The sequence below is a fragment of the Pontimicrobium sp. MEBiC06410 genome, assembly GCF_053601615.1.
On record NZ_JBSHNT010000162.1, the window covers coordinates 387,032 to 410,154 of the forward strand.

Below are 23,123 nucleotides of genomic sequence, written 5' to 3' on the forward strand. Positions count from 1 at the left end.
AGTTTAAAATATGGAATATAAACGCGGAAGGTATTCATGGCTTATACGCCCCTTTCTTATCATTTTTGATATTACTGTCATAAATGTATTAGCGTTTTATTTTTTCAATTTTAATGAAGAAAAATTATATTTTTTTTCCAACGATTTTTTTAATAATAAACACCTTCTATATTTTTTCTATTCAATAGAATTATGGATACTCTCAACATCATTATTAAAATTTTATAAAGTATATCGCTATACTTCTGCATTAAATATTATATCTCTACTAATAAAACAGCTTTTTGTTTACAGTATTATATTTTTAGCCTTTGTAGGAGCCTTTAGAAGTATAAATATTCAAGCATTCGAAATGCTTAACTATTTGTTACTTTCATTTGCGGTTATTAGTTTGATAAAACTATTAAGTTATTATGCTTTAAAAACGTATCGATCTTATTTAAGAGGAAATGTAAGGCGCGTAATTATAATAGGTAAAAGTGAAGGCGCTAACGAGTTAAAGGCATTATTTACTCAAAAAAAAGAATTAGGATATAACCTATTAGCAACATTTAGCGATTCTAAAACAGGAGAATATACAGGAACAGTTGCAGAAAGTTTTAATTACCTTAATGAGAACACTGGAATAGACGAAATATATTGTGCTATAGATGAATTAACAGAAAAACAAGTTAATGACTTTGTTAAGTATGCAAATATTAACCACTGTAACATAAAATTTATTCCAAATACAAAGAAACTATTAACAAAACGACTTAAAACAGACTTTTATAATTACCTACCCGTTCAGTCTATTGAAGAAGTAGCACTAAATAACGATTTTAATAAAATTATAAAACGTACTTTCGATGTAATATTTTCTATATTTATTATCGTTTTTGTTCTATCCTGGGTTTCTGTAATTCTTTTTATTTTAATAAAATTAGAATCTAAAGGTCCTTTATTTTATAAGCATACACGTAATGGAATAAACTATAAAGAATTTAATTGTTATAAATTTAGATCGCTTAGAACTTTAGGCGAAGTAAAAGGAACATACGTAAAACAAGACGACAATAGGGTTACAAAAATTGGGCGATTTTTACGTAAAACAAGTATAGATGAATTACCACAATTTGTTAATGTATTAAAAGGAGACATGTCTGTTGTTGGGCCAAGACCACACATGCTATCTTATACAGAAGATTATTCTAAAAAAATAGACAAGTATAACTTTATATTTAGGCACAATGTAAAACCAGGTATTACAGGTTTGGCACAAATAAAAGGTTACAGAGGAGAAGTAAAATCTGATGAAGATATAATTAACCGCATAAAGTACGATATCTTTTATATAGAAAATTGGTCTTTATTAATAGATATAAAGATCATTCTGCAAACCGTAGTACATATTTTTGTAGTACAAGACGAAGCTTATTAAAACAGCTTTATAAATGAATAAATTAGTCTCTATAATAACCCCAATGTATAATTCTGAAGCTTTTATAGTAGACACTATAAACAGCATTATAGCACAAACCTATACAAATTGGGAGTTATTACTTATAGACGATAAGTCTTCAGATAAAACAATAGAGATTGTTAACCGCTTTATTAAAAAACAGTCTAATATAAAATTATTAGAAAATACTGTAAACTCTGGAGCGGCAATTACTAGAAATAAAGGCATCATGGCTGCAAAAGGAGACTACATAACCTTTTTAGATGCAGACGATTTATGGAAACCACAAAAACTTGAAAAGCAAGTTGCTTTTATGCAAATTCATAATTGCGATGTTAGCTTTAGTAGCTATGAACAAATAGACGAACAAGGAAAACCATTAAATAAATTAGTAAAAGCATTACCAGTTTTAACCTATAAAAAATTTTTAAAAAGTAATTATATCGGTAACCTAACAGGAATGTATAATACTGCAACTTTAGGTAAAGTAATGTCGCCAAATTTGCGAAAACGCCAAGATTGGTTAATATGGTTAGCAGCCGTAAAAAAATCTAAAAAACCAGCACAAGGCATTCAAGAATCTTTAGCATATTATCGTATTAGAGAAAACTCAATATCTTCAAATAAAGTTAATTTGTTAAAGTACAATTATGCTGTTTATAAAAAAGGATTAGGATTTTCTACAATAAAATCAATCTATAGTATGTTAGTGTTTTTAAAAGAACACTTTTTAGTAAAATCTAAGCAAACGGTTAATTTAAGTGAGAACTAAACTGCTTCAGTTTACCACTTTTAGCACGTTTTAATACTGTTTTACGCTCAAAAGAAACAGATAAACCTGTTTCTAAATATTTAGAAATAGCGCCCTTAATAAGCTCTATTTTCTCTTTAGAAAGAGGACTTTCACTAACATAGCTTATTTTAAAAGTATCTAGTTTAAGTTGTTCAATAATAAACTCTTTTACATTTCCGTCGTCTTCAATAATAGTTTTAGTAACGTAGTAAAAGGTTAAACCAGCTGCACGTTTTCCACTAGGTAAAATAGCAATATCGTTAGTGCGTCCAACTAAATGTTTTAAAATAGGTTTTCTAAGAGTGCTTTTTTCCGAAAACGCACCAATATCTCCCAATTGATAACGAATAAAAGGATGTGCTTTGTTGTAAAGCGAAGTAATAACAACTTTGCCTTCTTGTCCATTAGGAACAGGTTGGTTGTTTTCATCTAGGATTTCAATAAATAAATCCTCACTATTTACTATCCATTCATCATCGATATTTTGAAATGCTATTAAGCCCAACTCGGCTGCGCCGTATTCGTTCACTACGGGAATACCAAATTGTTTTTCTAAAAGCGCTTTATCATTATCAAAAAGCATTTCAGAAGTTACAATACAAACTTGTAAGCTAGGGCAACTCTCTTTTAGAATACTATTTTTGCGCTCTAAAAATTTAGCAAACTGAACTATAGAGCTCGTGTAGCCATTAATATAATCGAAAGCAGTATTTTTAAATTTGTTGAGGTTTTTTTCTAGTTGAGCATCACTTAAATCAAAAACTGAAAATCGATAACGACGACTTAAAAGGTCTTTTAAGCGCTCCTTATAATACCCTATTGTATTTAAGGGGATTCCGTAAAAACGAGCTTGTTTAGAAGTGTTAAAATCTAAATTATACCAACTATATCTATCTATAAAACCAGACCAAGTAATAGCATGGCAATATTTGTCTTTTGCAAAAATAAAAGGCGTTCCTGAAGATCCAGAAGTTTTATGAATATGGCAATTTTTAGCCGAGTACCCTTTAGATAACCTATTTTCTAGAGGTTGTTGTAAATCTAGTTTTGTTATTACAGGAATACTATTCCAATCTTTTGGGTTTATATTGGAGGCTAACTGTTTGTAAAACGAATTATTTTGTAAATGATAATTTATAATAGTGTCTCGCTGCTTATAAAAATAAGCTTCATATTCTGTGTCGTTTAAGTTTTTAATAACTTTAAAAGCAGTAGAAGCTTCTTTAATAGGGAAGCCATTAATTCGTAGAGAAAGATTAAATAAATTCAAAAGAAAAACGTATAAATATGTTTATGTAAAGTAAATAATTATTTTTGCGCAAACAACAACAAACTATGACTATTTTAATACTTGGTTCTGGTGGAAGAGAACACACTATTACTTGGAAATTGGCACAAAGTCCAAAAGCAAAACAATTATTTGTAGCACCAGGGAACTCTGGTACTGCCCAAATAGCAGAAAATGTAAATATAAAAGTTACAGATTTTGAAGCAATTAAAGCCTTGGTTCTAGAAAACAACATTAATATGGTTGTTGTAGGGCCAGAAGATCCTTTAGTAGAAGGTATACATGATTTCTTTTTAAATGATGATGCTTTAAAAAACGTAGCAGTTATTGGGCCACAAAAAGCAGCTGCAGAATTAGAAGGGAGCAAGGAGTTTGCTAAAGAGTTTTTGTTTAGGCATAATATACCAACGGCAGCATACCAAAGTTTTAATAAAGATACTGTTGAAGAAGGCTATACCTTTTTAGAAACATTAAACCCCCCTTACGTATTAAAAGCAGATGGTTTAGCAGCAGGAAAAGGAGTTGTAATACTAAATGATATTAATGAGGCTAAAGCTGAGTTAAAATCTATGTTAGTAGATGCTAAGTTTGGAAACGCAAGTACAAAGGTTGTTATTGAAGAGTTTTTAGATGGTATAGAATTAAGCTGTTTTGTATTAACAGATGGTAAAAACTATAAAATATTACCAACAGCAAAAGACTATAAACGCATAGGAGAAGGAGATACAGGATTAAATACAGGAGGAATGGGTGCCGTTTCGCCAGTGCCATTTGCAGACGAAGCCTTTATGTCTAAGATAAAAGAACGCATAGTAATTCCAACCATACAAGGACTAGAAAAAGATAATTTACCATATAAAGGGTTTGTATTTATTGGCCTAATTAAAGTAGGTAATGATCCTTTTGTAATAGAATATAATGTACGATTGGGAGACCCAGAAACCGAAGTCGTGTTACCGCGCTTAAAAAACGATTTAGTAGACGTTTTTGAAGCCATAGCTAACCAAACGTTAAACACTATAGATATAGAAATAGATGAGCGTGCAGCAACTACAGTAATGCTAGTGTCTGGAGGTTATCCAGAAGCCTACGAAAAAGGAAAAGTAATATCTGGGATTGAATCTGTTGAAAACTCAATAGTATTTCATGCAGGAGCAACAGTAAAAGAAGGTAAAATAGTAACCTCTGGAGGAAGAGTAATGGCTGTAACTAGTTATGGAGAGACTTACCAAGAAGCCATAAAAAAATCTTATCAAAATATAGAAAAACTACATTTTGATAAGATGAATTATCGAAAAGATATTGGTTTCGATTTATAAGATAAAATAACGATTATAGGTAAGAGTGTGATGATATGCTCTTATCTTCTTCGTTATTGGCATTAAATTTCTTTAATTGAATCATCCAGTAAGTTATTGCAACAGCACCAACAATCATAAAAATCCAATTCATAATATTTGCAGACCACCAATTTTCAAGTTCTTGAGCTCTAAAAGCATCAAAAGGAGCAAATAAAACGTTTACAAATAAATCTTGGATTGCGTAAAATAAATCTTTCATATTAGTATATTTATAAGGCAAAAATACAAAAACAGATAATGATTACAAGTATTTTTAGTAAATCTAAACCAATTAATTTTTTAATTGTTTTTTTCATTTCGCTTTTAGCCTTTTTTGTAGCTATTTTAAAGTTTGATGAAACTGAATTAACAGCAAGCTATATTGTAAAATTAAACCTTGTTTTTCTGTCTTGTTATTTTTCGATTTTATTAACAGATTTTATAGTAAGTAAAAATTATTTATCGCAAAAAAGTAATTACGAAGTTTTCTTTTTTAGTTTGTTTTTACTTCTTTTTCCTAAAGTTTTTTTGCATATAGATATTGTTTTAGCTAACCTTTTTTTGCTATTAGCTATACGCCGTTTATTAAGTCTGAGGTCTCAAAAAGAGCTTGTTAAAAAACTGTATGATGCTGCTTTATTTATTGGTATAGCAACACTTTTCTACTTTTGGGCGATTTTATTTTTTGTTATTATTTTAGTCACTTTATTTTTTCACTCTAAAAATAAAATAGAACATTGGTTCGTTCCAGTATTAGGCATTATAACTGTAGCTCTAATTGCTTCGGCGTGTTCGGTTATTTTTAATAATGATTTCTTTTCGATATTAAATATTACTCCAGAGATAAGTTTAGATTATAGCTATTATAATTCAACACAGTATATTGTTGCTATAACATTATTATTTTCTTTTGGTATTTGGTCTTCTGTATATTATTTAAAAGCTATTAAAAAGAAAAAAAAGGTATTGCGGGCTACTTATAGAATTGTGTTTGCAACAAGTTGTATTGCCTTTTTAGTTTTGTTATTATCGCCAGAAAAAGATGGTAGCGAGTTTTTGTTTTTATTTGCGCCATTAGCTATTATAATTACTAATTATGCAGAAATGATTAAAGAGAAATGGTTTAAAGAGGTGTTTATATTAATAATAGTAATTACACCATTTATACTGTTAATGCTGTAATTTCTCCCCAAAAGCTAAATCGCCAGCATCTCCTAATCCAGGAACAATATAGCCTTTACTATTTAATGTTTGGTCTATAGTGGCAATCCATAAATGCGTATTATTAGGAAATTTATCCTTAATAAAATCAATGCCTTCTTCTGCCCCAATTACAGCAACTAAATGTATTTCTTTAGGCTCTCCAAAAGGTTTTAAAGCTTCATAAGTTGCGACTAAAGATTGTCCGCTAGCAACCATTGGATCTGCTAAAACTAAAGTCTTACCTTCTAAATTAGGGCAAGCTAGATATTCTACAATAATTTCAAATACTTCAGGATTATCTTTATGGTGTCTGTATGCAGAAATAAAAGCATTTTCAGCTGTATCAAAATAATTTAATAAACCATTATGTAAAGGAACACCAGCTCTTAAAATAGAGCATAAAACTACATTATTTTCTGGTAACTCCATTATGGCTTTGGCTAGAGGAGTTTGTATCGTTTTAGAATTGTATTTAAAGGTTTTGCTCATTTCGTAACCCAAAATTTCTCCAATGCGTTCAATATTTCGTCTAAAACGCATGCTATCTTTTTGGATAGATTGATCTCTTATTTCAGAAATAAATGTATTTAAAATAGAGTTTTTAGAAGATATATTGTGTATAATCATAATAACAAAACTTGATTTTTAAGAATGTAAAGTTAATTATTTACTAGCAGAGTTACATTTATCTATTATAAGATTCTTATATAATTTGCGTAGTTTTGCGTTTTAAAATTATATAATATGTTTACAAACAAGGCAAATGCTATTTTTCAAGATGTAATAAATAAATACCATGTAATAAATACGGTAGATCAAGAGTTTACCAATGTTTATGATAAGAATGAGCATTTAATAGAGCATTTATTATATAGAAAATGTTGGATAGATACAGTGCAATGGCATTATGAAGACATTATTAGAGATCCACAAATAGATCCTGTAGCTGCCTTAACTTTAAAACGTCAAATAGATGCTTCTAACCAAGACAGAACGGATATGGTGGAGTATATAGACAGTTATTTTTTAGATAAATATGCAGATATAATCCCTAAAGACTCTGCAAAAATAAACTCCGAAAGTCCAGCTTGGGCAATAGACAGATTATCTATACTTGCATTAAAAATTTACCATATGAATGAAGAAGTAGAAAGAAAAGATGCTTCTGAAACTCATATTGCAACCTGTCAAAAAAAATTAGATATTTTACTAGAGCAACGTGTAGATTTAAGCACTGCTATAGATGATTTAATTGCAGATATAGAAAAGGGAGATAAGTACATGAAAGTTTATAAGCAAATGAAAATGTACAATGACGACGAATTAAACCCTGTATTAAGAAACCAGAAGTAATAAAACTTACTTATTGTGTTAATATAACATGCCGAAGCCAAAACATATTTTAGTGATTCGTCTTTCGGCTATGGGAGATGTAGCCATGACTGTTCCGGTCTTGCGGGCATTAACCAGCCAATACCCAGAAGTTAAGCTTACAGTTCTTACACGTGCTTTTTTTAAACCATTTTTTCGCGATTTACCCAACACTTCAATATACGAAGCCGATTTAAAAGGAAGACATAAAGGTATCTTAGGTATATTTAAACTATCTAAAGAATTAAAGGCGTTAAAGATTGATGCAATAGTTGACCTACATAATGTATTAAGAACTAAACTTCTTAAGTTTTTTCTATTTGGAAAAGTGTTTAAGCAGATAGATAAAGGTAGAGCAGAGAAGAAGTTATTAGTAAAAGGAGAAATTTTTAAGCAACTAAAAACAACTCATGAACGCTATGTAGATGTCTTTAAAGAGATAGGTTATTTTATTGATTTATCTAAAAAAACAGATATTAGAACTAATAAAATAAATGATACCGCTTTAAAATTAATAGGTAATAATACCAAAAAATGGATTGGTATTGCCCCTTTTGCACAATACAAGTCTAAAATGTACCCATTGGATTTGCTTGAATCTGTGATTAAAAATCTATCTGAGAATTATAAAATTTTACTATTTGGAGGCGGTATAAATGAAGAGGAAAAGCTTAATAAGTTTCAAAATAAGTATAGAAATGTCGTTAACTTAGCAGGAAAGTTTAATTTAAATGAAGAATTAAATATCATTTCTAATCTAGATGTAATGTTAGCTATGGACTCAGGGAATGCCCATATTGCAGCAATGCTAGGAGTAAAAGTAATTACTATTTGGAATGTTACACACCCTTATGCAGGCTTTGCTCCATTTGCACAACCAGAGCAACACCAAATACTTCCAGATAGAACGAAATACCCTTTAATACCTACCTCTATTTATGGAAATAAATATCCTGATGATTATGAAGATGCGGCAAGAACAATTACTCCAGAAACAATAATACAGCGATTAGAAAGTATTATATAAAAAATGTCTCACCGAAAGATGAGACATTTTAATTTATAACAATCTTAAAATCGAGTATCATCCCTTAAACTAACAAATCTATTTTTAGAGTTATAAACTAAAATAAATTTAAGCGTTTTGTCGATAAAAAATACTTTTAAATGAGAAAAATAATATCATTTCGATAAAGTGTTTGTTTTTATAGATTAAAAGTATTTTAATCGTTAACAACCTGTAGTTTACTTTCGATAGCTTTTAAGCTAATTACTTTTTTGATTCTATTAATGTTTTAAGAGATTTATTCTGTTTCTTTAATTCCTCTACAGCCTCTTTTAATAACTCTATTTGCTCTTGTTGTTCTTGGATAGCTTTTACTGTTACTGGTATAATTTGATAAGGCATTATGCCTTTTGGTTTAGCATAGGTAACTCTCGTTTTTCTGTCAGATTCATCGAGATGTACCCAATCGGAAGTTTTAACAGCTTCTGGAATAACTTCTAGAAGCTCATTGGCATAGAAGCCCAGTTTAGTATCTTTCAAATTGTCTGGTATACTAGTTTTATTAACAGTAGATGTATTGTCTAAATAAGAGATGGGTTTCAATCTTAATATTTCAGACAACCCTCTTTGACTTAAATTTGATGCCCTTCCACTATTTCTAGAGTATGTATTTGTTGGTGTGATAAAGTCATCTGCGTAGACATCATCCCACATTCTTGTGGTTCCAGAAAAAGGATCTGCTCCTAGATCTGCTCCAAGGTTAGTCATGGGGCTAAATGCACCACCTTCATAGAATAACTCGTTGGTTCCATCAACGATATATTCTATGGAGCCTAAAGCTATTGAAGTTCCTCCAGATGCTCCATTATAGGCGCCTAAAACAAACGTTTTAGTAAATGGGCCACCTCCATATGTATCGGTAAATGTGGTTCCATCGTCAGCATCTACAAAAGCACTACCAGAGCCAAAGTTTATATAGCCTTCTGCAAAATTCGTAGTCATAGCGGGTTGGCCTGCATTGTCTTCAAAAGTAATATTTCCTGTTCCACTACCTTCAAAATATAAATCATTAGTATTTAAATCTAAATAAGTAGCATTAGTTAGAGTGCCACCTAATCTAACAGTCCCTAAAGATTCTGTCAACCCGTTCGTAAAAGTATAAATTCCAGTTCCTCCAGAAGTTGGTATAGTTACTGTATTGCCATTGGATATGCTTAATTGGTTTCCAGTTATAGAAAGTGTTTGGCTATCTGTGCCAGAACCTCCGTTGGGAGCCATCCATGTTGCATAGCCATTGGCATCACTTGTAAGAACATAACCAGATTGTTGTTGGCCATCTTCTAGCCTAAAAGTATAGCTACCTGAACTGGCTGTAGAGGTCTCTGTTACTAGAACATTATCTACAGTGGCACCGTAAGCATATGTTCCAATATACTCTAGCCTTAACGAGTAGCCTGTGCCAGCTGTTACGGTTAATGTTCCAGAATAAGAGGTATCTGTATCTCCTCCAGTATTTATATTTACAAGATTTGCTCCAACTTGTGAGGTGCCATCATGTAAATAAACTCTAAAAGAATCAGCTCCAGAAGAATATTCTCTAACAGCATAATCAAAAGAGAGGTCTACAGATGTTGTTGTTGGAGTAAAATTAAGTAAAGCAGTAGCATTTTGATCGCACCCAGAATCGTCTGAATCAATATATAAATAGGGAGCAACACAATTAGAACATTCGTATGTGGCTGGTGCAGTGCTACTGGTAATCCAACCTGTGGTAGTTGTACATGAAGCATCGGGGCTATAGTTTTGGATAACAGTGTAGCTTGAAAAATCTTCATTAATTAAATTAGTAGTACCACCAGTACTTCCTAAAGTTGTAGTCCCAACTATATGTAAAGTTGCATCAGGAGATGTTGTGCCAATACCTACTTGAGAATAGGTAAGAGTAGTTAGTATACTAAACAACATTAGAATAAAATGATTTGTTTTCATGGCGTTTTTTTTAGATTTTTTCAAATCTATAGATACTATGTATAAAAGAAGATTTGATGATGTACAGTATTACGGAATCAGTACTATTTTCCCTATATTTGGTTAGTTGTCCCAGCTAATTTTATGAAACCTGCAATAATTACAATATCCTTTTTGGCCTTTTCAATGGCTCTTTTTCATTATGCTAAAAAGAAGAGAAGCAGAATAGAACTCTTTTTTTACCTGTCTTGGTTTTTGCTTTTTGGTAGTTTGATTGTAGCATCAGATTATAAATCTGTTTTTGTAGAAGAAGTAATAAATGTTTTTTCTCTACTGTTTTTTGTTTGGCTTACGTTATTACCTCCATTATTATACAACATAGTGTATGATAGGTTGAAAATAGGGGTGTATGATAATAAAAATTATTATTTACCAGCAGCGTTATTTCTTATCAATATTTTCTGCTTAATATATTTTGGTATAGAAAAGGACGATGATAATTTTACATATGAAGTTGTAGAAAATGTAATGAGTTATTCCAATTATGTAATTATTCTATTTATTTTTCCTATATCAACAATATACTACAGTTATAAAGCTTATAAACTACTCAAATACATACCCTCCAAGAAACTTTATATAGAGGATAAGAATAAGTTTTTCTTGTTTTGTTTCGTTTTACTTTACGATGTTTACATATTGATATGGATTATTCAGAATTATTTCATGTCAGATTCATATCTAAAAACAACGTTGAAGTTTTATTACATACTATATTTTATAGTTTCATATTATTGTGTATGGAAGGTTGCTCATTCTCAAGTAATGGTCGATGATAATGAAGGGGAAGATTTCGATAAGGTTTTGAATGATATAAATGAAAAACTCATTCAAAAGATTAAAATGGAGAGTGTATTTTTAAACTCAAAGCTTACGGTTAAAACATTGGCAAAAGACATAGGAACAAATGAGAAATACCTCTCTCATTTAATAAATAAGAGATATGATAAAAATTTCTCTAATTTTATCAATGACTACAGAATAGAATACTCAAAGAAACTACTAACCGACAAAAATCATCAAAATTATACAATTGAAGCCATAGGGGGATTGTCTGGTTTCAATTCGAAATCTGGTTTTAATTCAACTTTTAAAAAATATACAGGGTATACACCCTCGCAGTACAAGAACAAAGAAAGTTTGTAATAAGGGTTACTTATACATCATCATAATCTACTGTTATTTTTGCTGTAGTAGGCTGTGCTTGGCATGTTAACACTAAGCCATCTGCAACTTCACTATCGGTAAGAATATTGTTTTGTCTCATTACCGCGTTACCTTCTGTTATTTTTGCAATACAACTACTACAAATACCTCCTTGACAGGAGTAGGGCGCATCTAAATCTTGATCTAAAGCAGCTTCAAGTATGGTCTTTTTTTGAGACATTTTAAAAGTAGCTTCTTCATCATCAACAATAACTTTTATTAAGGTATTGCCGTCTGCACCAATATTTTCCTCAGCATTAGTTGGTGTAGAAGCTTTAAAAAGCTCGTAAAAAATAGAAGAATCTACAATGCCGTTTTCAGATAGGACATCTTTAACGGTATTAATCATAGCTTCTGGTCCGCATAAGTAAAAGGCATTAATAGTAACATCTTTATATCTATTTTTAACAATTAAGTTAACAGTGCTTTTTTCTATTCTTCCAAAAAGAGCATTTTGCTCTTGTGCTTTACTATAAACGAATTGTATAGTAAAACGATTGCTGTATGTGTTTTGTAGTTCTAATAATTCATTTAAAAATATAGTGTCTTGTATTGTTTTGTTTCCATAAACTAATATAAAAGTACTATTAGGCTCGTTTTCTAAAACTGTTTTTGCAATACTTAATATAGGTGTAATCCCACTACCAGCAGCAAAAGCTGCAATAGTTCTGGTTTTAGAAGCATCAGCTTCAAAAATAAAACGTCCGTTTGGTGGTGCAACCTCTAAAGTATCACCTTCTTTTAAGTCATTGTTAGCATATTTAGAAAAAGTACCATTCTCTACTTCTTTTACAGCTACTTTAAAAACACCACTTTTAGGAGAAGAACATAATGAATAGTCACGTCTTACGTCGTTACTATTAATATTTGCTTTTAAAGTGATGTATTGTCCAGCTTTAAATGCAAAAGTATTTTTTAAATCGTTAGGAACATTAAATGTAAGCGTAACACATTTAGCAGTTTCTCTATGTATATTTTGTATTGTAAGTTTATAAAATTGAGACATCGTATAATTTTTTTGTAAAAATAGTGAAGCCGTTTTAGTTAAATAAACCAATTATGAAAAAAATAATACATAATTTTCTTATGCATAAGAAAATTATGTATATATTTGTGTTATGAGCAATTCAAAATTATATAAGGGGAGTTTAGCGACCATTATTTTAAAACTTTTAAATGAGAGTGATAAAATGTATGGTTACGAAATAACTCAAAAAGTTAAAGAGATAACAAAAGGCGAACTAAAAATAACAGAAGGTGCTTTGTACCCTGCGCTGCATAAGTTAGAAGCAGAAGGTTTACTAGATGTAGAAGTACAAAAGGTAGATAACAGACTCCGTAAATATTATAAGTTAACAGAAAATGGGACTAAAGAAACCGTTAATAAGTTAGCAGAATTAGAAAGTTATATTAAAACAATGCAAGCATTAGTTAATCCTAAATTTAGCTTAGAATAATGAATACATTAACAAAAGAAAATATAGAGTTTATAGATAATTACCTGGGTAATTCGGGGATTATTTATAATGATGTTAGGTTAGAGATGATAGATCATATTGCTACAGAAATAGAAGAGCAAATAAGAACTGGTGATGATAGATCTTTTTATGTTATTTTTAAAGACTATATGGTGAAAAATAAAAAGACCATATTAGATAATTACAGGATATTTATAAAAGCAACAGATAAAAGAATATTAAAAACACTTTTTAAGGAGTTGTTTTCAATAAAAGGAGGTTTATTGTTTATAATAATTGGGTTGATATTATATTTTGGACTAAACCAATTAGAGGTTCAAACTTTTAATGATCTTGTTAGCAATGTTACTGCCTTTTTAATATTGGGGTTTATTTTGATGAATATAATAACCTGGTGGAAAAATAAGATAAGATATTCTGCCTTAGAACGATTGCTGATTGTTTTCGGGATGTGTTTCTTATATGTGTATATAATTTTCAATTTTAAATATAACCCTGATTTTTCTAAAGGCTATACCTATGTTTATTTAATAGGGAAATCTATTTTATTTATACTGCCTGTTTTATTCTTAATGACTGCTGTTAAATTTAAAAAAGAATCTGAACTAAAGTTTAAAAATATTATTTAAGTGAAGCTCTCTAAAGAAGAAATACAGTTTATAGACCAATATTTAATTAAGAATGGCGTGAAATATTGGGACGTTCGTTTAGAGTTATTAGATCATATAATTTTAGCAGTTGAGTACAAAATAACAAACGAAGGTATTTCTTTTAATGAAGCATTAATTGAAGTTCATAAAGGATTTGGTAATACTGCTAATACTTATGGAGTAAGTTTAACATCTATATTTAATAAAGCATTATATAGTGATAATAAGGGTTTTAATAAATTCACATTATCAAAGCAAAAAGAATTAGGGAGAAAGCTAAGAAAACAAATATGGAGAACGGTATTGGACAATTTTAAAACACCTAAATTTTTATTAGAATATATTGTAATAATCTTCTCGCTATTTATCGTTTTTCAGAATTCAGAAAAAGCAGCATTAATTTTAGGGGTAGCTTTTGTTTTTGTACCCTATACTTATATTCTTTTATATGGTGTTAATAAAAAATTCATTCGTAAATCATTAAACATGAGTCTAGTTACAAACCAATTATTTGGTTTAGTTATGCTTGTGCAATTGCCTTTAAATACAATGAATCTTTTTTATGACAAAGGAGAGCCTAAACCTTATATTATATTTATAATTATGATTTTTGTGCTATACCCTTTTGTTAGAGCAAGTATAGATACCTATCTAAAAACAGCTAATAAATATAAAACATATTATAAATTAATGCATTCTTAATTTAATATGTAGTTTCATTACTATATTATACAGTTACATTAGTCTAGTGTTATTGCAATAAGAGGTAGAATACTTGTTAAAAGAAACCTATATAGAATATAGTTTGTAACAATTTTCAGTTTTATAATACTAACATTTAAATCTAATCAAATAATAATATGTTTAAACGTTTTATAAGTTTGGAGTGGAAGCAATTTAGGCGGGCTTCCTATTTCCAAAAAGGATTGGCAATTAAAATATTACTCTTTTTAGCTGTGTTATATTTTGGAGGGGCGGCAATTATGTTAGGTGCAGGATTGTTTTTCATTCTTAAAAAAGCAATACCAACAGTCGATCCTATTCAAACAGTCAATAATTTTTTAATTTACTGGTTTCTTTTCGATTTACTTATTCGTTATTTTATGCAGCAATTACCAGTAATGAATGTAAAGCCATTAATGACGATTCCTGTTAAACGAAATACAGTCATTCATTTTCTGTTAGGAAAAACAAGTATATCGTTTTTTAACTTTTTACCATTATTTATATTCGTGCCATTTAGTATTGTGTTATTAGCGCAGGGATATCCAGTAATAAATGTGTTATGCTGGCTTTTGGCTATGGTAGCAATTACGCTTTCTAATAACTTTCTAAACTTTTTAATTAATAAAAATAATAAAGCCTTTTATGCTATTTTAACATTACTAGTCGCTTTTGTAGCTATGGAAGTCTATGGGGGCTTTAAAATATCAAAACCTATAGGAGTTGCATTTAATTATCTATACAACACCCCATATTTAGCTATTGTACCAATATTATTAGCTATTATACTTTATAGAGTAAACTTTAATTTTATAAAGAACGGATTTTATTTAGACGATGCTGTATCTAAAAAAGTGAAAGAAGTAAATGCAGCAGATTTATCTTGGATGAATCGCTTTGGAGCCGTGGCACCATTTATTAAAAACGATGTAAAGCTAATATGGAGAAATGTAAGGCCTAGGCAAGTTATGTTTATGTCTTTTCTTTTTCTTTTTTATGGCTTAATATTTTACACACAAGAGACTTACAGAGGTATGCCTGCATTTTTAGCTTTTGCATCTATGTTTGTAACAGGAGGATTTTTAATGACGTTTGGGCAATTAGTACCCTCTTGGGATAGCGAATACTATAAAATGTTAATGAGCCAGAATATACCATACAAAACCTATTTACAATCTAAATGGTACTTAATGGTTTTTGCGGTAATATTATCGTTTATTTTAAGCACACCATACATTTACTTTGGGTGGGATATTTTCGGAATGATCGCGGCAGGAGCATTGTTTAACATAGGGTTAAACTCTTTTTTAACACTGTATGGAGGTGTTTTAAATAGAGTGCCAGTAGAGTTAAATGTAAAAGCAAAAGCATTTAGTAATACAAATGGATTTAATCCTACCCAGTTACTTATAGCATTACCAAAGTTTTTATTACCAATGCTATTGTTTTATATACCGTATAAATTAATAAATTATGAAGCAGGGATTATTACGTTAGCGCTAGGTGGAGCATTAGGAATAATTTTTAGAAACTTTATTTTTAGAAAAATTGAAGCAGAATACCAAAAAGGAAAATACAAAACAATAGCAGCTTTTTCAGAAAAAAAATAACACAACACTTAAACTAAACAAGATCATGATAATAACATCAAATCTTTCAAAAAAATATAATGATGTCACTGTTTTAAATATAGAAGGCATAGAAATACCAAAAGGACAAAGTTTTGGGCTAGTAGGAAACAATGGAGCTGGAAAGACCACTTATTTTAGTTTGTTATTAGATTTAATACAACCAACAACTGGCCATATAGAGAACAATGGTGTTATGGTTCATGAAAGTGAAGATTGGAAACCGTTTACCGCTTCGTTTATAGATGAAAGTTTTTTAATAGGCTACCTAACAGCAGAAGAGTACTTCTACTTTATAGGAGAGCTTAGAGGACAAAAACCGAGTGATGTTGATGCACTATTATCGCAATTTGAAGACTTTTTTCACGGGGAAATCTTAGGGCAGAAAAAGTATTTAAGAGACCTAAGTAAAGGAAACCAGAAAAAAGCAGGGATTGTAGCAGCATTAATAGGAAATCCAGAAGTAATTATTTTAGATGAACCTTTTGCTAACCTAGATCCAACCACGCAAATACGATTAAAAGGAATCGTGAAAAATTTAGCCGAAAAACAAGGCGTAACGGTTTTAATATCTAGCCATGATTTATTGCATGTTACAGACGTTTGCGAGCGTATTGTGGTTTTGGAAAAAGGAGAAGTTGTTAAAGATTTAAAAACAAGCGAAGCAACTTTAAAAGAATTAGAAGCACATTTTTCTCAAGCAAGCGAAGTGTAAAAGCCTTCAATTTTTCAGTTTAATTGGTAAAAACTGAAAAAGATGCTTATTTTTACGTGCTTGTGCGATAAATATATAATATTTGCGCAAGTTTAAAGTTTATGTATTAGACTAAATACAACAACGTTGAAAATAGCACTAAAACCCATAGTATTCGTAGCAGTTTCTGCAGTAATTATAACAAGTTGCTCTCGTAAAAAAGACAATTTTATAAGTAGAAATTTTCATGCGGTAACCGCAGAGTATAATACTCTATTCAATGGTTATGAAGCCTTAGAAAAAGGAAGAGAGAACCTTAATAATTCATATAAAGACAATTATTGGGAGATACTTCCTATAGAGCGTATGCAAGTAGATGAAGATGCTATTTTGCCTGGGCAATCTAAAAATGAGAGTTTTTCTAAAGCCGAAGAAAAAGCCGTAAAAGCCGTGCAGCGACACGGTATGAATATTCAAGGAAAAGAAAAAAACCCTCAAATAGACGAAGCCTACTTATTATTAGGGAAAGCACGATATTTCGATCAACGCTTTGTACCAGCACTAGAAGCCTTTAATTATATTCTGTATAAGTACCCGGCAAGTAGTAATATAAATCAAGCAAAAGTTTGGAGAGAGAAAACAAATATTCGTTTAGAAAATAATGAATTAGCTATAAAAAACTTAAAACGTTTACTAGACCAAGAAGAATTAAAAGGACAAGACTTAGCAGATGCTACATCTATATTAGCACAAGCCTATATAAACACAAAGTCTTTAGACAGTGCACTAACACAAATAAGTGTAGCAGCAGATGTTGCAAAAAAACGAAACGAAGAAGGACGCTACCGTTTTATACAAGGACAACTGTATAATGCGTTAAACGATAAAGATAGTGCTAACATAGCTTTCGATAAGGTTATAGAATTAAACAGAAAAATTCCTCGTAAATATCATATTGCAGCACATGTAGAGAAATCTAAAAACTTCGATTACGAAAAAGGAGACAAAATAGCTTTTTTAGAATACCTAACAGATTTAGAAGAAGACAGAGAAAACAGACCGTTTTTAGGTAAAATTTATCACCAAATAGGAGAATACCACCTTAAAACAAATAACGACTCTTTAGCATTTGCTTATTATAATAAATCTATAAGAACCCAATCTCAAGACAAAATTTTAGTAGCTAAAAACTTTGAAACATTAGGAGATATGAGTTTCGATGCAAACGCATACAAAGATGCAGGAGCATATTACGATAGCACAATGACTAATATGGTTAAAGACAGTAAGCCATTTAGAGTAATAAAACGAAAAAGAGAAAATCTAGACGACGTAATACGATATGAAGATATTGCAGAGGCAAACGATAGTATTCTAGGGCTTGTAAGAATGACAGATGTCGAACGCTTAAGTTATTTTGAAGAATACACAAGTAAGCTAAAAGCAGAGGCAGAAGCTGAAAAAGAACGAAAAGAAATCGAAGCTCAAAAACAAGGTTTAGCAATAAATAATACTGGAAGCGGAAACATTGTAACCCCTAAAGGAGGGCCAAATGCAGAATCTTCATTCTATTTTTATAATACGCAAACAGTAGGGTATGGTAGAAACGAGTTCTTAAAAATATGGGGAGAACGCGAATTAAAAGACAATTGGAGGTGGTCTAGCTCTAAAGCATCAACAGGAATAGGCATTGCGTCAGGAACAGGAATTTTAGATGTAGATGCAAATAGCGAAGCTTTCAACCCGCAAACGTATATAGCTAAAATACCAACAGAACAGAAAGTAATAGATAGCCTGTCAAAAGATAGAAACTATGCTTATTACCAACTAGGGTTAATTTATAAAGAAAAGTTTAAAGAATATAACCTATCAAAAAGTAAATTTTTAAACTTATTAAAAAGCAATCCAGAAGAACGATTAATATTACCTTCTAAATATAACTTATATAAAATTTATGAAGCTTTAGAAGAAAATGGAGAAGCAACGATAGTTAAAAACGAAATTATAACGAACTACCCAGACTCTCGTTATGCACAAATTTTAAGTAATCCAGAATCTGTAGCAGCTAAAGATGAAAATAGCCCGCAGAGTCTTTATGAAAACACGTATAAACTATTCGAAGAACAAAAATATGCAGAAGTTATAGAAAAATCTGAGAATTATATTACTGCACTCGAAGGAGATGCTATCGTGCCAAAATTCGAGCTATTAAAAGCAACAGCATCTGGTAGACTATATGGTTTTGAAGCTTACAGTAAAGGTATAAATGCAATTGCAGTAGATTATGCCAATACAGAAGAAGGAGTACAAGCACAGGACATTATTAATAAAGCATTTAAAGTAATCTCTAATAAAAACTTTAACGATGATGCAGATGCCAAGCATTTTAAGGTAATATACCAATTTAAAAATGCAGAAAAAGAAGAGATTAACGATTTTGTAAAAGCTCTGGATGAAGCTGTGAAAAAAGTAAAGTATTACGAATTAACAACATCTATAGATTTGTACAACCCAAATACAACCTTTGTTGTAGTACATGGCTTAAAAAGTATAGAAGGTGCAAAAGGGTTTTCTCAATTATTAGAAGAAGGAGAAGGGTATAAAATAGAAAAACCATCGTTTGCTATTTCTTCCGATAATTATAGAATTATACAAATTCACAAAAACTTAGAAGCGTATTTAACAGCACAATAATAGCAAAGTATAATCCCCTAAAATTAATAGCAAATGTTTTCCGACAACAAAAAAGACAAAGGACAAGACGGTACCTCCATTCAAAATAAAATAGCAAAAGGCACTAAAATAGTAGGAGATTTTTCTAGTGAAGGAGATATAAGAATAGACGGTGTAATAGAAGGTAATGTAAAAACACCAGGAAAAGTTGTAGTTGGGAAAACAGGAGAAATTATTGGAACTCTAGAAAGTGCTAATGCGTATTTTGAAGGTAAATTTTCAGGAAAATTAAATTTAGCAGGAACACTAACTTTAAAATCATCTGCTCAAATAGAAGGAGAGGTAACAATACAAAAATTAGCTGTAGAACCTGGAGCTACATTTAATGTGTCGTGTGTTATGCAAACAACAATAAAGGAACTACAAAGTGGCTCAAAAACCAAAAAAACAGCCTAGTCCATATTTAAGATTTACTACAGTTGCTTTTCAAATGGGAGCAACAATATATCTTGGTAACCTTTTAGGTTCTTGGTTAGATGAAAAATATAATCTTGAAATTTGGGAAAAAATAATTACTCTTTTTGCTGTTTTCGCTGCAATGTATCTAGTAATAAGTCAGGTTTTGAAAATATCTAAAGACAATGATTAAAAATAGTTTTAAATATTGTCTTCTTTTAATAACTACAGCAGTAGTTGTTTTCCTGAGTCATAACTATGCTCTTAGTAGTCTAGGCAAGTTATTACGTTTTGCTTTATTAGATATATATGTTTTTCATGCTTTAGCCTCATTATTCATATGTATAAGCTTAATGTTTTTATCGAAGACAGAGAAGTGGGCAAATCAAATAGGATTTATATACATCTTTTCTTTTGTTACTAAGCTATTATTTTTTGGAGCTGTATTTAAAGACTCTATATTCGAAATAGAGAATTTAACTAAAATAGAAAGCTTTAGTCTATTAATTCCAGTGTTTATTTTTTTGTTTTTTGAGGTTTATATTATTTCAAGAATTTTAAACCCAAAATAACTTAAAACATTATTATCTAAAAATTAATTTTATTTTCAAATAATTAACTACCTTTGCACGGAATTTAAAAACGCGGTTTTTTTTTATTTTATTAACAATGAAGGTAGCTAAACAAACTTTTAAATTTTTCGTAATTATATGTGCACTCCTAGCAAGTAATTTTGCAGTGGCTGAAACGACCGATAAAGATGGAGGTCAGGTAGATACGAAAAAAGAGGTAGAAGAATATATTTTACATCATATTCAAGACTCTCATGATTTCAGTTTGTATTCTTATACAAATGATGCTGGAGAACGTAAACATGTTGGTTTTCCGTTACCAGTGATTTTATGGACAAGTAAAGGTTTGACAACTTTTATGTCATCTGAATTTCATCATAATGATGATGGACATGTAATTGTTGAGAAAAATGGACTAAAATTCGCTAAAATTCATTCTAAAATTTATGAGTTGGAGCCAGGAGCTTCTAAAGTTGCTTTCGATGAGACTCACCATGCTACAAATGCTCACAAAGTATTAGATTTTTCAATTACTAAAAGTGCTTTTGGAATTTTAGTAATAGGGTTATTAATGCTACTTTGGTTTTCACGTTTAGCAAAACAATACAAAACAAAGAAAATACCTACAGGGTTTGCTCGTGTATTAGAGCCTTTAGTTTTATATGTTAGAGATGAGATTGCAAGACCAAACATTGGAGAGAAACACTACAGAAGATTTACAGGATACCTATTAACAGTATTCTTTTTTATATGGTTATTAAACTTATTAGGGTTAACACCTCTTGGGTTTAATGTTACAGGGCAGTTAGCAGTAACAGCATGTTTAGCTATTTTTACATTAATTATATATACAGTTAGTGGTAATAAAGATTATTGGATGCATATTTTATGGATGCCAGGAGTACCAGTTTTAATTCGCCCAGTTTTAGCAATTATAGAATTAGCAGGAGCTTTAGTAATCAAGCCATTCTCGTTATTAGTGCGTTTATTCGCAAACATTTCAGCAGGTCACATTGTGGTAATGAGTCTAATTGCAATTATGTTCACATTAAAAGAATCACTTGGTGTGGTTGGTGCAACAGGGTTGTCATTAGTATTATCATTTTTTATAACATTAATTGAGGTTTTAGTAGCTTTCTTACAAGCCTATATCTTTACAATGCTTTCAGCATTATTTATAGGTATGGCAGTAGCAGAGCACGAGCATCATTAATACATTTGTTTAATTTAATAAATCAATTATTATGTACAATTTAATTGGAGCAGGTTTAATCGTAATCGGAGCAGGAATTGGTCTTGGTCAAATTGGTGGAAAAGCAATGGAAGGTATTGCACGTCAGCCAGAAGCAACAGGAAAAATCCAAACAGCGATGATTATTATTGCAGCACTTTTAGAAGGTTTAGCATTCGGTGCTTTATTCTTAGGGAAATAAGCAGCAATCAAACTATTAAAACACAAATCTGCAACGGTTGGTTGCAGGTTGTGTTTTTCAAATTAAACAGGAAAAAAATAAATACATTTAGAAATGGATAAATTATTAAATGACTTTTCACCAGGATTATTTGTTGTTTCAACAATCTTATTATTAGGATTAATTTTCCTAATGGTGAAGTTTGCTTGGAAGCCAATTCTTAATTCTTTAAATGAAAGAGAAGAAGGAATTCAAAGTGCATTAGATGCAGCAGAGAATGCAAAGTTAGAAATGCAAAACCTTCAAGCAGATAACGATAAGCTATTAAAAGAAGCACGTGCTGAGCGTGAATCTATGCTTAAAGAAGCGCGTGAACTTAAAAACACAATGATTGAGGATGCTAAAACTGAAGCTCAGACACAAGCAAACACAATGATAGCACAAGCACAAGCTGCAATAGAAAGTGAAAAGAAAGCAGCTATGGCAGAACTTAAAAATCACGTAGCTGGATTATCTGTAGATATCGCAGAAAAAGTAGTACGTCAAGAATTATCTAACAAAGACAAGCAATTAGCTTTAGTAGAGTCTTTATTAGGAGAAGCAAAACTTAACTAAACAATATGGCAGGGTCAAGAGCAGCAATACGTTACGCAAAAGCAGTGTTAAGTTTAGCATCAGATCAAAAAACAACTGAAGTTGTAAATAATGATATGAAGTTAATCGCTAATACTATTGCAGAAAGTAAAGACTTACGCGACATGCTTAATAGTCCTGTAGTAAGTTCTTCAATTAAAAAAGCATCATTATTAGAAATCTTTAAAGGTTCTAATGCATTAACAGTTAATGCAATTGATACATTAATAACTAACAAGCGAATAGCTTTATTAGAAAATGTATCTCTAGAGTATACAAGACTGTATGATGAGCAAAGAGGAACAGAAGTAGCTACAGTAACTACTGCTTTACCATTAACAGACGACTTAAAAGTAAAAGTTTTAGCGAAAGTTAAAGAATTAACTGGAAAAGAAGTTGAGGTAGAAAATATTATAGATGAAGACATTTTAGGAGGTTTCATCTTACGTGTAGGAGATATACAATACAACGCAAGTATTGCAAATCAACTAAACAAATTAAAAAGAGAATTTACATTAAACTAAGATA

At 30.5% G+C, this 23,123-nt stretch carries 25 protein-coding genes; 20 read left to right on the forward strand and 5 right to left on the reverse strand.

Annotated features, from left to right (window positions below; translation table 11 throughout):
• The first annotated feature begins 10 nt into the window (after positions 1–10).
• Positions 11–1,420: an exopolysaccharide biosynthesis polyprenyl glycosylphosphotransferase gene (locus ACVC08_RS17535; protein WP_452599916.1), complete on the forward strand. Its 1,410-nt coding sequence runs from the start codon at positions 11–13 to the stop codon at positions 1,418–1,420.
• Positions 1,421–1,433: 13 nt separating this feature from the next.
• Positions 1,434–2,213, forward strand: coding sequence for a glycosyltransferase family 2 protein (locus ACVC08_RS17540; RefSeq protein WP_452603029.1), 780 nt, complete (start codon positions 1,434–1,436; stop codon positions 2,211–2,213).
• On the opposite strand, the gene ACVC08_RS17545 is transcribed toward ACVC08_RS17540, so the two are convergent.
• Positions 2,194–3,504, reverse strand: coding sequence for a phenylacetate--CoA ligase family protein (locus tag ACVC08_RS17545; RefSeq protein WP_452599914.1), 1,311 nt, complete (start codon positions 3,502–3,504; stop codon positions 2,194–2,196). The genes ACVC08_RS17540 and ACVC08_RS17545 overlap by 20 nt on opposite strands.
• A 65-nt stretch (positions 3,505–3,569) precedes the next feature.
• On the opposite strand from ACVC08_RS17545, the gene purD reads away from it, so the two are divergent.
• Complete coding sequence (gene purD, locus ACVC08_RS17550) at positions 3,570–4,841, forward strand: phosphoribosylamine--glycine ligase (RefSeq protein ID WP_452599913.1); 1,272 nt, start codon at positions 3,570–3,572, stop codon at positions 4,839–4,841.
• A gap of 13 nt (positions 4,842–4,854) precedes the next feature.
• On the opposite strand, the gene ACVC08_RS17555 is transcribed toward purD, so the two are convergent.
• A complete protein-coding gene (locus tag ACVC08_RS17555; protein WP_452599912.1) occupies positions 4,855–5,082 on the reverse strand; it encodes a DUF6341 family protein in 228 nt (75 codons plus the stop codon).
• Between the two features lie 38 nt (positions 5,083–5,120).
• Here ACVC08_RS17555 and ACVC08_RS17560 point away from each other — a divergent pair, with 38 nt between their 5' ends.
• Positions 5,121–6,044, forward strand: a complete 924-nt coding sequence (locus ACVC08_RS17560) for a DUF6427 family protein (protein WP_452599911.1) — start codon at positions 5,121–5,123, stop codon at positions 6,042–6,044.
• On the opposite strand, the gene upp is transcribed toward ACVC08_RS17560, so the two are convergent.
• Positions 6,033–6,692, reverse strand: coding sequence for a uracil phosphoribosyltransferase (gene upp, locus ACVC08_RS17565; RefSeq protein WP_452603030.1), 660 nt, complete (start codon positions 6,690–6,692; stop codon positions 6,033–6,035). The two genes, ACVC08_RS17560 and upp, sit on opposite strands and share 12 nt — an antisense overlap.
• 117 nt (positions 6,693–6,809) lie before the next feature.
• Here upp and ACVC08_RS17570 point away from each other — a divergent pair, with 117 nt between their 5' ends.
• Complete coding sequence (locus ACVC08_RS17570) at positions 6,810–7,418, forward strand: DUF4254 domain-containing protein (RefSeq protein WP_452599909.1); 609 nt, start codon at positions 6,810–6,812, stop codon at positions 7,416–7,418.
• Between the two features lie 28 nt (positions 7,419–7,446).
• Positions 7,447–8,463, forward strand: a complete 1,017-nt coding sequence (locus ACVC08_RS17575; RefSeq protein ID WP_452599908.1) for a glycosyltransferase family 9 protein — start codon at positions 7,447–7,449, stop codon at positions 8,461–8,463.
• Positions 8,464–8,706: 243 nt separating this feature from the next.
• Here ACVC08_RS17575 and ACVC08_RS17580 read toward each other — a convergent pair whose 3' ends face one another.
• A complete protein-coding gene (locus tag ACVC08_RS17580; protein ID WP_452603031.1) occupies positions 8,707–10,431 on the reverse strand; it encodes a hypothetical protein in 1,725 nt (574 codons plus the stop codon).
• Between the two features lie 123 nt (positions 10,432–10,554).
• Here ACVC08_RS17580 and ACVC08_RS17585 point away from each other — a divergent pair, with 123 nt between their 5' ends.
• On the forward strand, positions 10,555–11,616 hold the full coding sequence (locus ACVC08_RS17585) for a helix-turn-helix domain-containing protein (RefSeq protein ID WP_452603032.1): 1,062 nt from the start codon (positions 10,555–10,557) through the stop codon (positions 11,614–11,616).
• A 10-nt stretch (positions 11,617–11,626) separates the two neighbouring features.
• Here ACVC08_RS17585 and ACVC08_RS17590 read toward each other — a convergent pair whose 3' ends face one another.
• Positions 11,627–12,682, reverse strand: coding sequence for a 2Fe-2S iron-sulfur cluster-binding protein (locus tag ACVC08_RS17590; RefSeq protein WP_452603033.1), 1,056 nt, complete (start codon positions 12,680–12,682; stop codon positions 11,627–11,629).
• 112 nt (positions 12,683–12,794) lie between these two features.
• Between ACVC08_RS17590 and ACVC08_RS17595 the strand changes: the two genes are divergently transcribed.
• The 13 genes from ACVC08_RS17595 (at position 12,795) to atpH (ending at position 23,119) form a co-directional block, all read left to right on the forward strand.
• Positions 12,795–13,133: a PadR family transcriptional regulator gene (locus tag ACVC08_RS17595; RefSeq protein ID WP_452599904.1), complete on the forward strand. Its 339-nt coding sequence runs from the start codon at positions 12,795–12,797 to the stop codon at positions 13,131–13,133.
• On the forward strand, positions 13,133–13,783 hold the full coding sequence (locus ACVC08_RS17600) for a hypothetical protein (RefSeq protein ID WP_452599903.1): 651 nt from the start codon (positions 13,133–13,135) through the stop codon (positions 13,781–13,783). Before ACVC08_RS17595 ends, ACVC08_RS17600 begins: the two co-directional genes overlap by 1 nt.
• Positions 13,784–14,506 carry a hypothetical protein gene (locus ACVC08_RS17605; protein WP_452603034.1) on the forward strand — a complete coding sequence of 241 codons (723 nt, stop codon included), beginning with the start codon at positions 13,784–13,786 and terminating at the stop codon, positions 14,504–14,506.
• A 158-nt stretch (positions 14,507–14,664) separates the two neighbouring features.
• On the forward strand, positions 14,665–16,137 hold the full coding sequence (locus ACVC08_RS17610) for a DUF5687 family protein (RefSeq protein ID WP_452603035.1): 1,473 nt from the start codon (positions 14,665–14,667) through the stop codon (positions 16,135–16,137).
• 25 nt (positions 16,138–16,162) lie between these two features.
• Positions 16,163–16,870, forward strand: coding sequence for an ABC transporter ATP-binding protein (locus ACVC08_RS17615; protein ID WP_452599900.1), 708 nt, complete (start codon positions 16,163–16,165; stop codon positions 16,868–16,870).
• A 126-nt stretch (positions 16,871–16,996) separates the two neighbouring features.
• Positions 16,997–19,543: a type IX secretion system periplasmic lipoprotein PorW/SprE gene (gene porW, locus ACVC08_RS17620; RefSeq protein ID WP_452603036.1), complete on the forward strand. Its 2,547-nt coding sequence runs from the start codon at positions 16,997–16,999 to the stop codon at positions 19,541–19,543.
• 33 nt (positions 19,544–19,576) lie between these two features.
• Complete coding sequence (locus ACVC08_RS17625; RefSeq protein ID WP_452599898.1) at positions 19,577–19,978, forward strand: bactofilin family protein; 402 nt, start codon at positions 19,577–19,579, stop codon at positions 19,976–19,978.
• A complete protein-coding gene (locus tag ACVC08_RS17630; RefSeq protein ID WP_452603037.1) occupies positions 19,950–20,171 on the forward strand; it encodes an AtpZ/AtpI family protein in 222 nt (73 codons plus the stop codon). The genes ACVC08_RS17625 and ACVC08_RS17630 overlap by 29 nt, the downstream gene beginning before the upstream one ends.
• Complete coding sequence (locus ACVC08_RS17635; RefSeq protein WP_452603038.1) at positions 20,164–20,550, forward strand: DUF6168 family protein; 387 nt, start codon at positions 20,164–20,166, stop codon at positions 20,548–20,550. The genes ACVC08_RS17630 and ACVC08_RS17635 overlap by 8 nt, the downstream gene beginning before the upstream one ends.
• Before the next feature lie 97 nt (positions 20,551–20,647).
• Complete coding sequence (atpB, locus tag ACVC08_RS17640) at positions 20,648–21,763, forward strand: F0F1 ATP synthase subunit A (protein WP_452603039.1); 1,116 nt, start codon at positions 20,648–20,650, stop codon at positions 21,761–21,763.
• A gap of 31 nt (positions 21,764–21,794) precedes the next feature.
• On the forward strand, positions 21,795–21,983 hold the full coding sequence (atpE, locus tag ACVC08_RS17645) for an ATP synthase F0 subunit C (protein ID WP_013993139.1): 189 nt from the start codon (positions 21,795–21,797) through the stop codon (positions 21,981–21,983).
• A 93-nt stretch (positions 21,984–22,076) separates the two neighbouring features.
• Positions 22,077–22,577, forward strand: coding sequence for a F0F1 ATP synthase subunit B (locus tag ACVC08_RS17650; protein WP_452603040.1), 501 nt, complete (start codon positions 22,077–22,079; stop codon positions 22,575–22,577).
• Positions 22,578–22,582: 5 nt separating this feature from the next.
• Positions 22,583–23,119 carry an ATP synthase F1 subunit delta gene (gene atpH, locus ACVC08_RS17655; RefSeq protein ID WP_452603041.1) on the forward strand — a complete coding sequence of 179 codons (537 nt, stop codon included), beginning with the start codon at positions 22,583–22,585 and terminating at the stop codon, positions 23,117–23,119.
• Positions 23,120–23,123 lie beyond the last annotated feature (4 nt).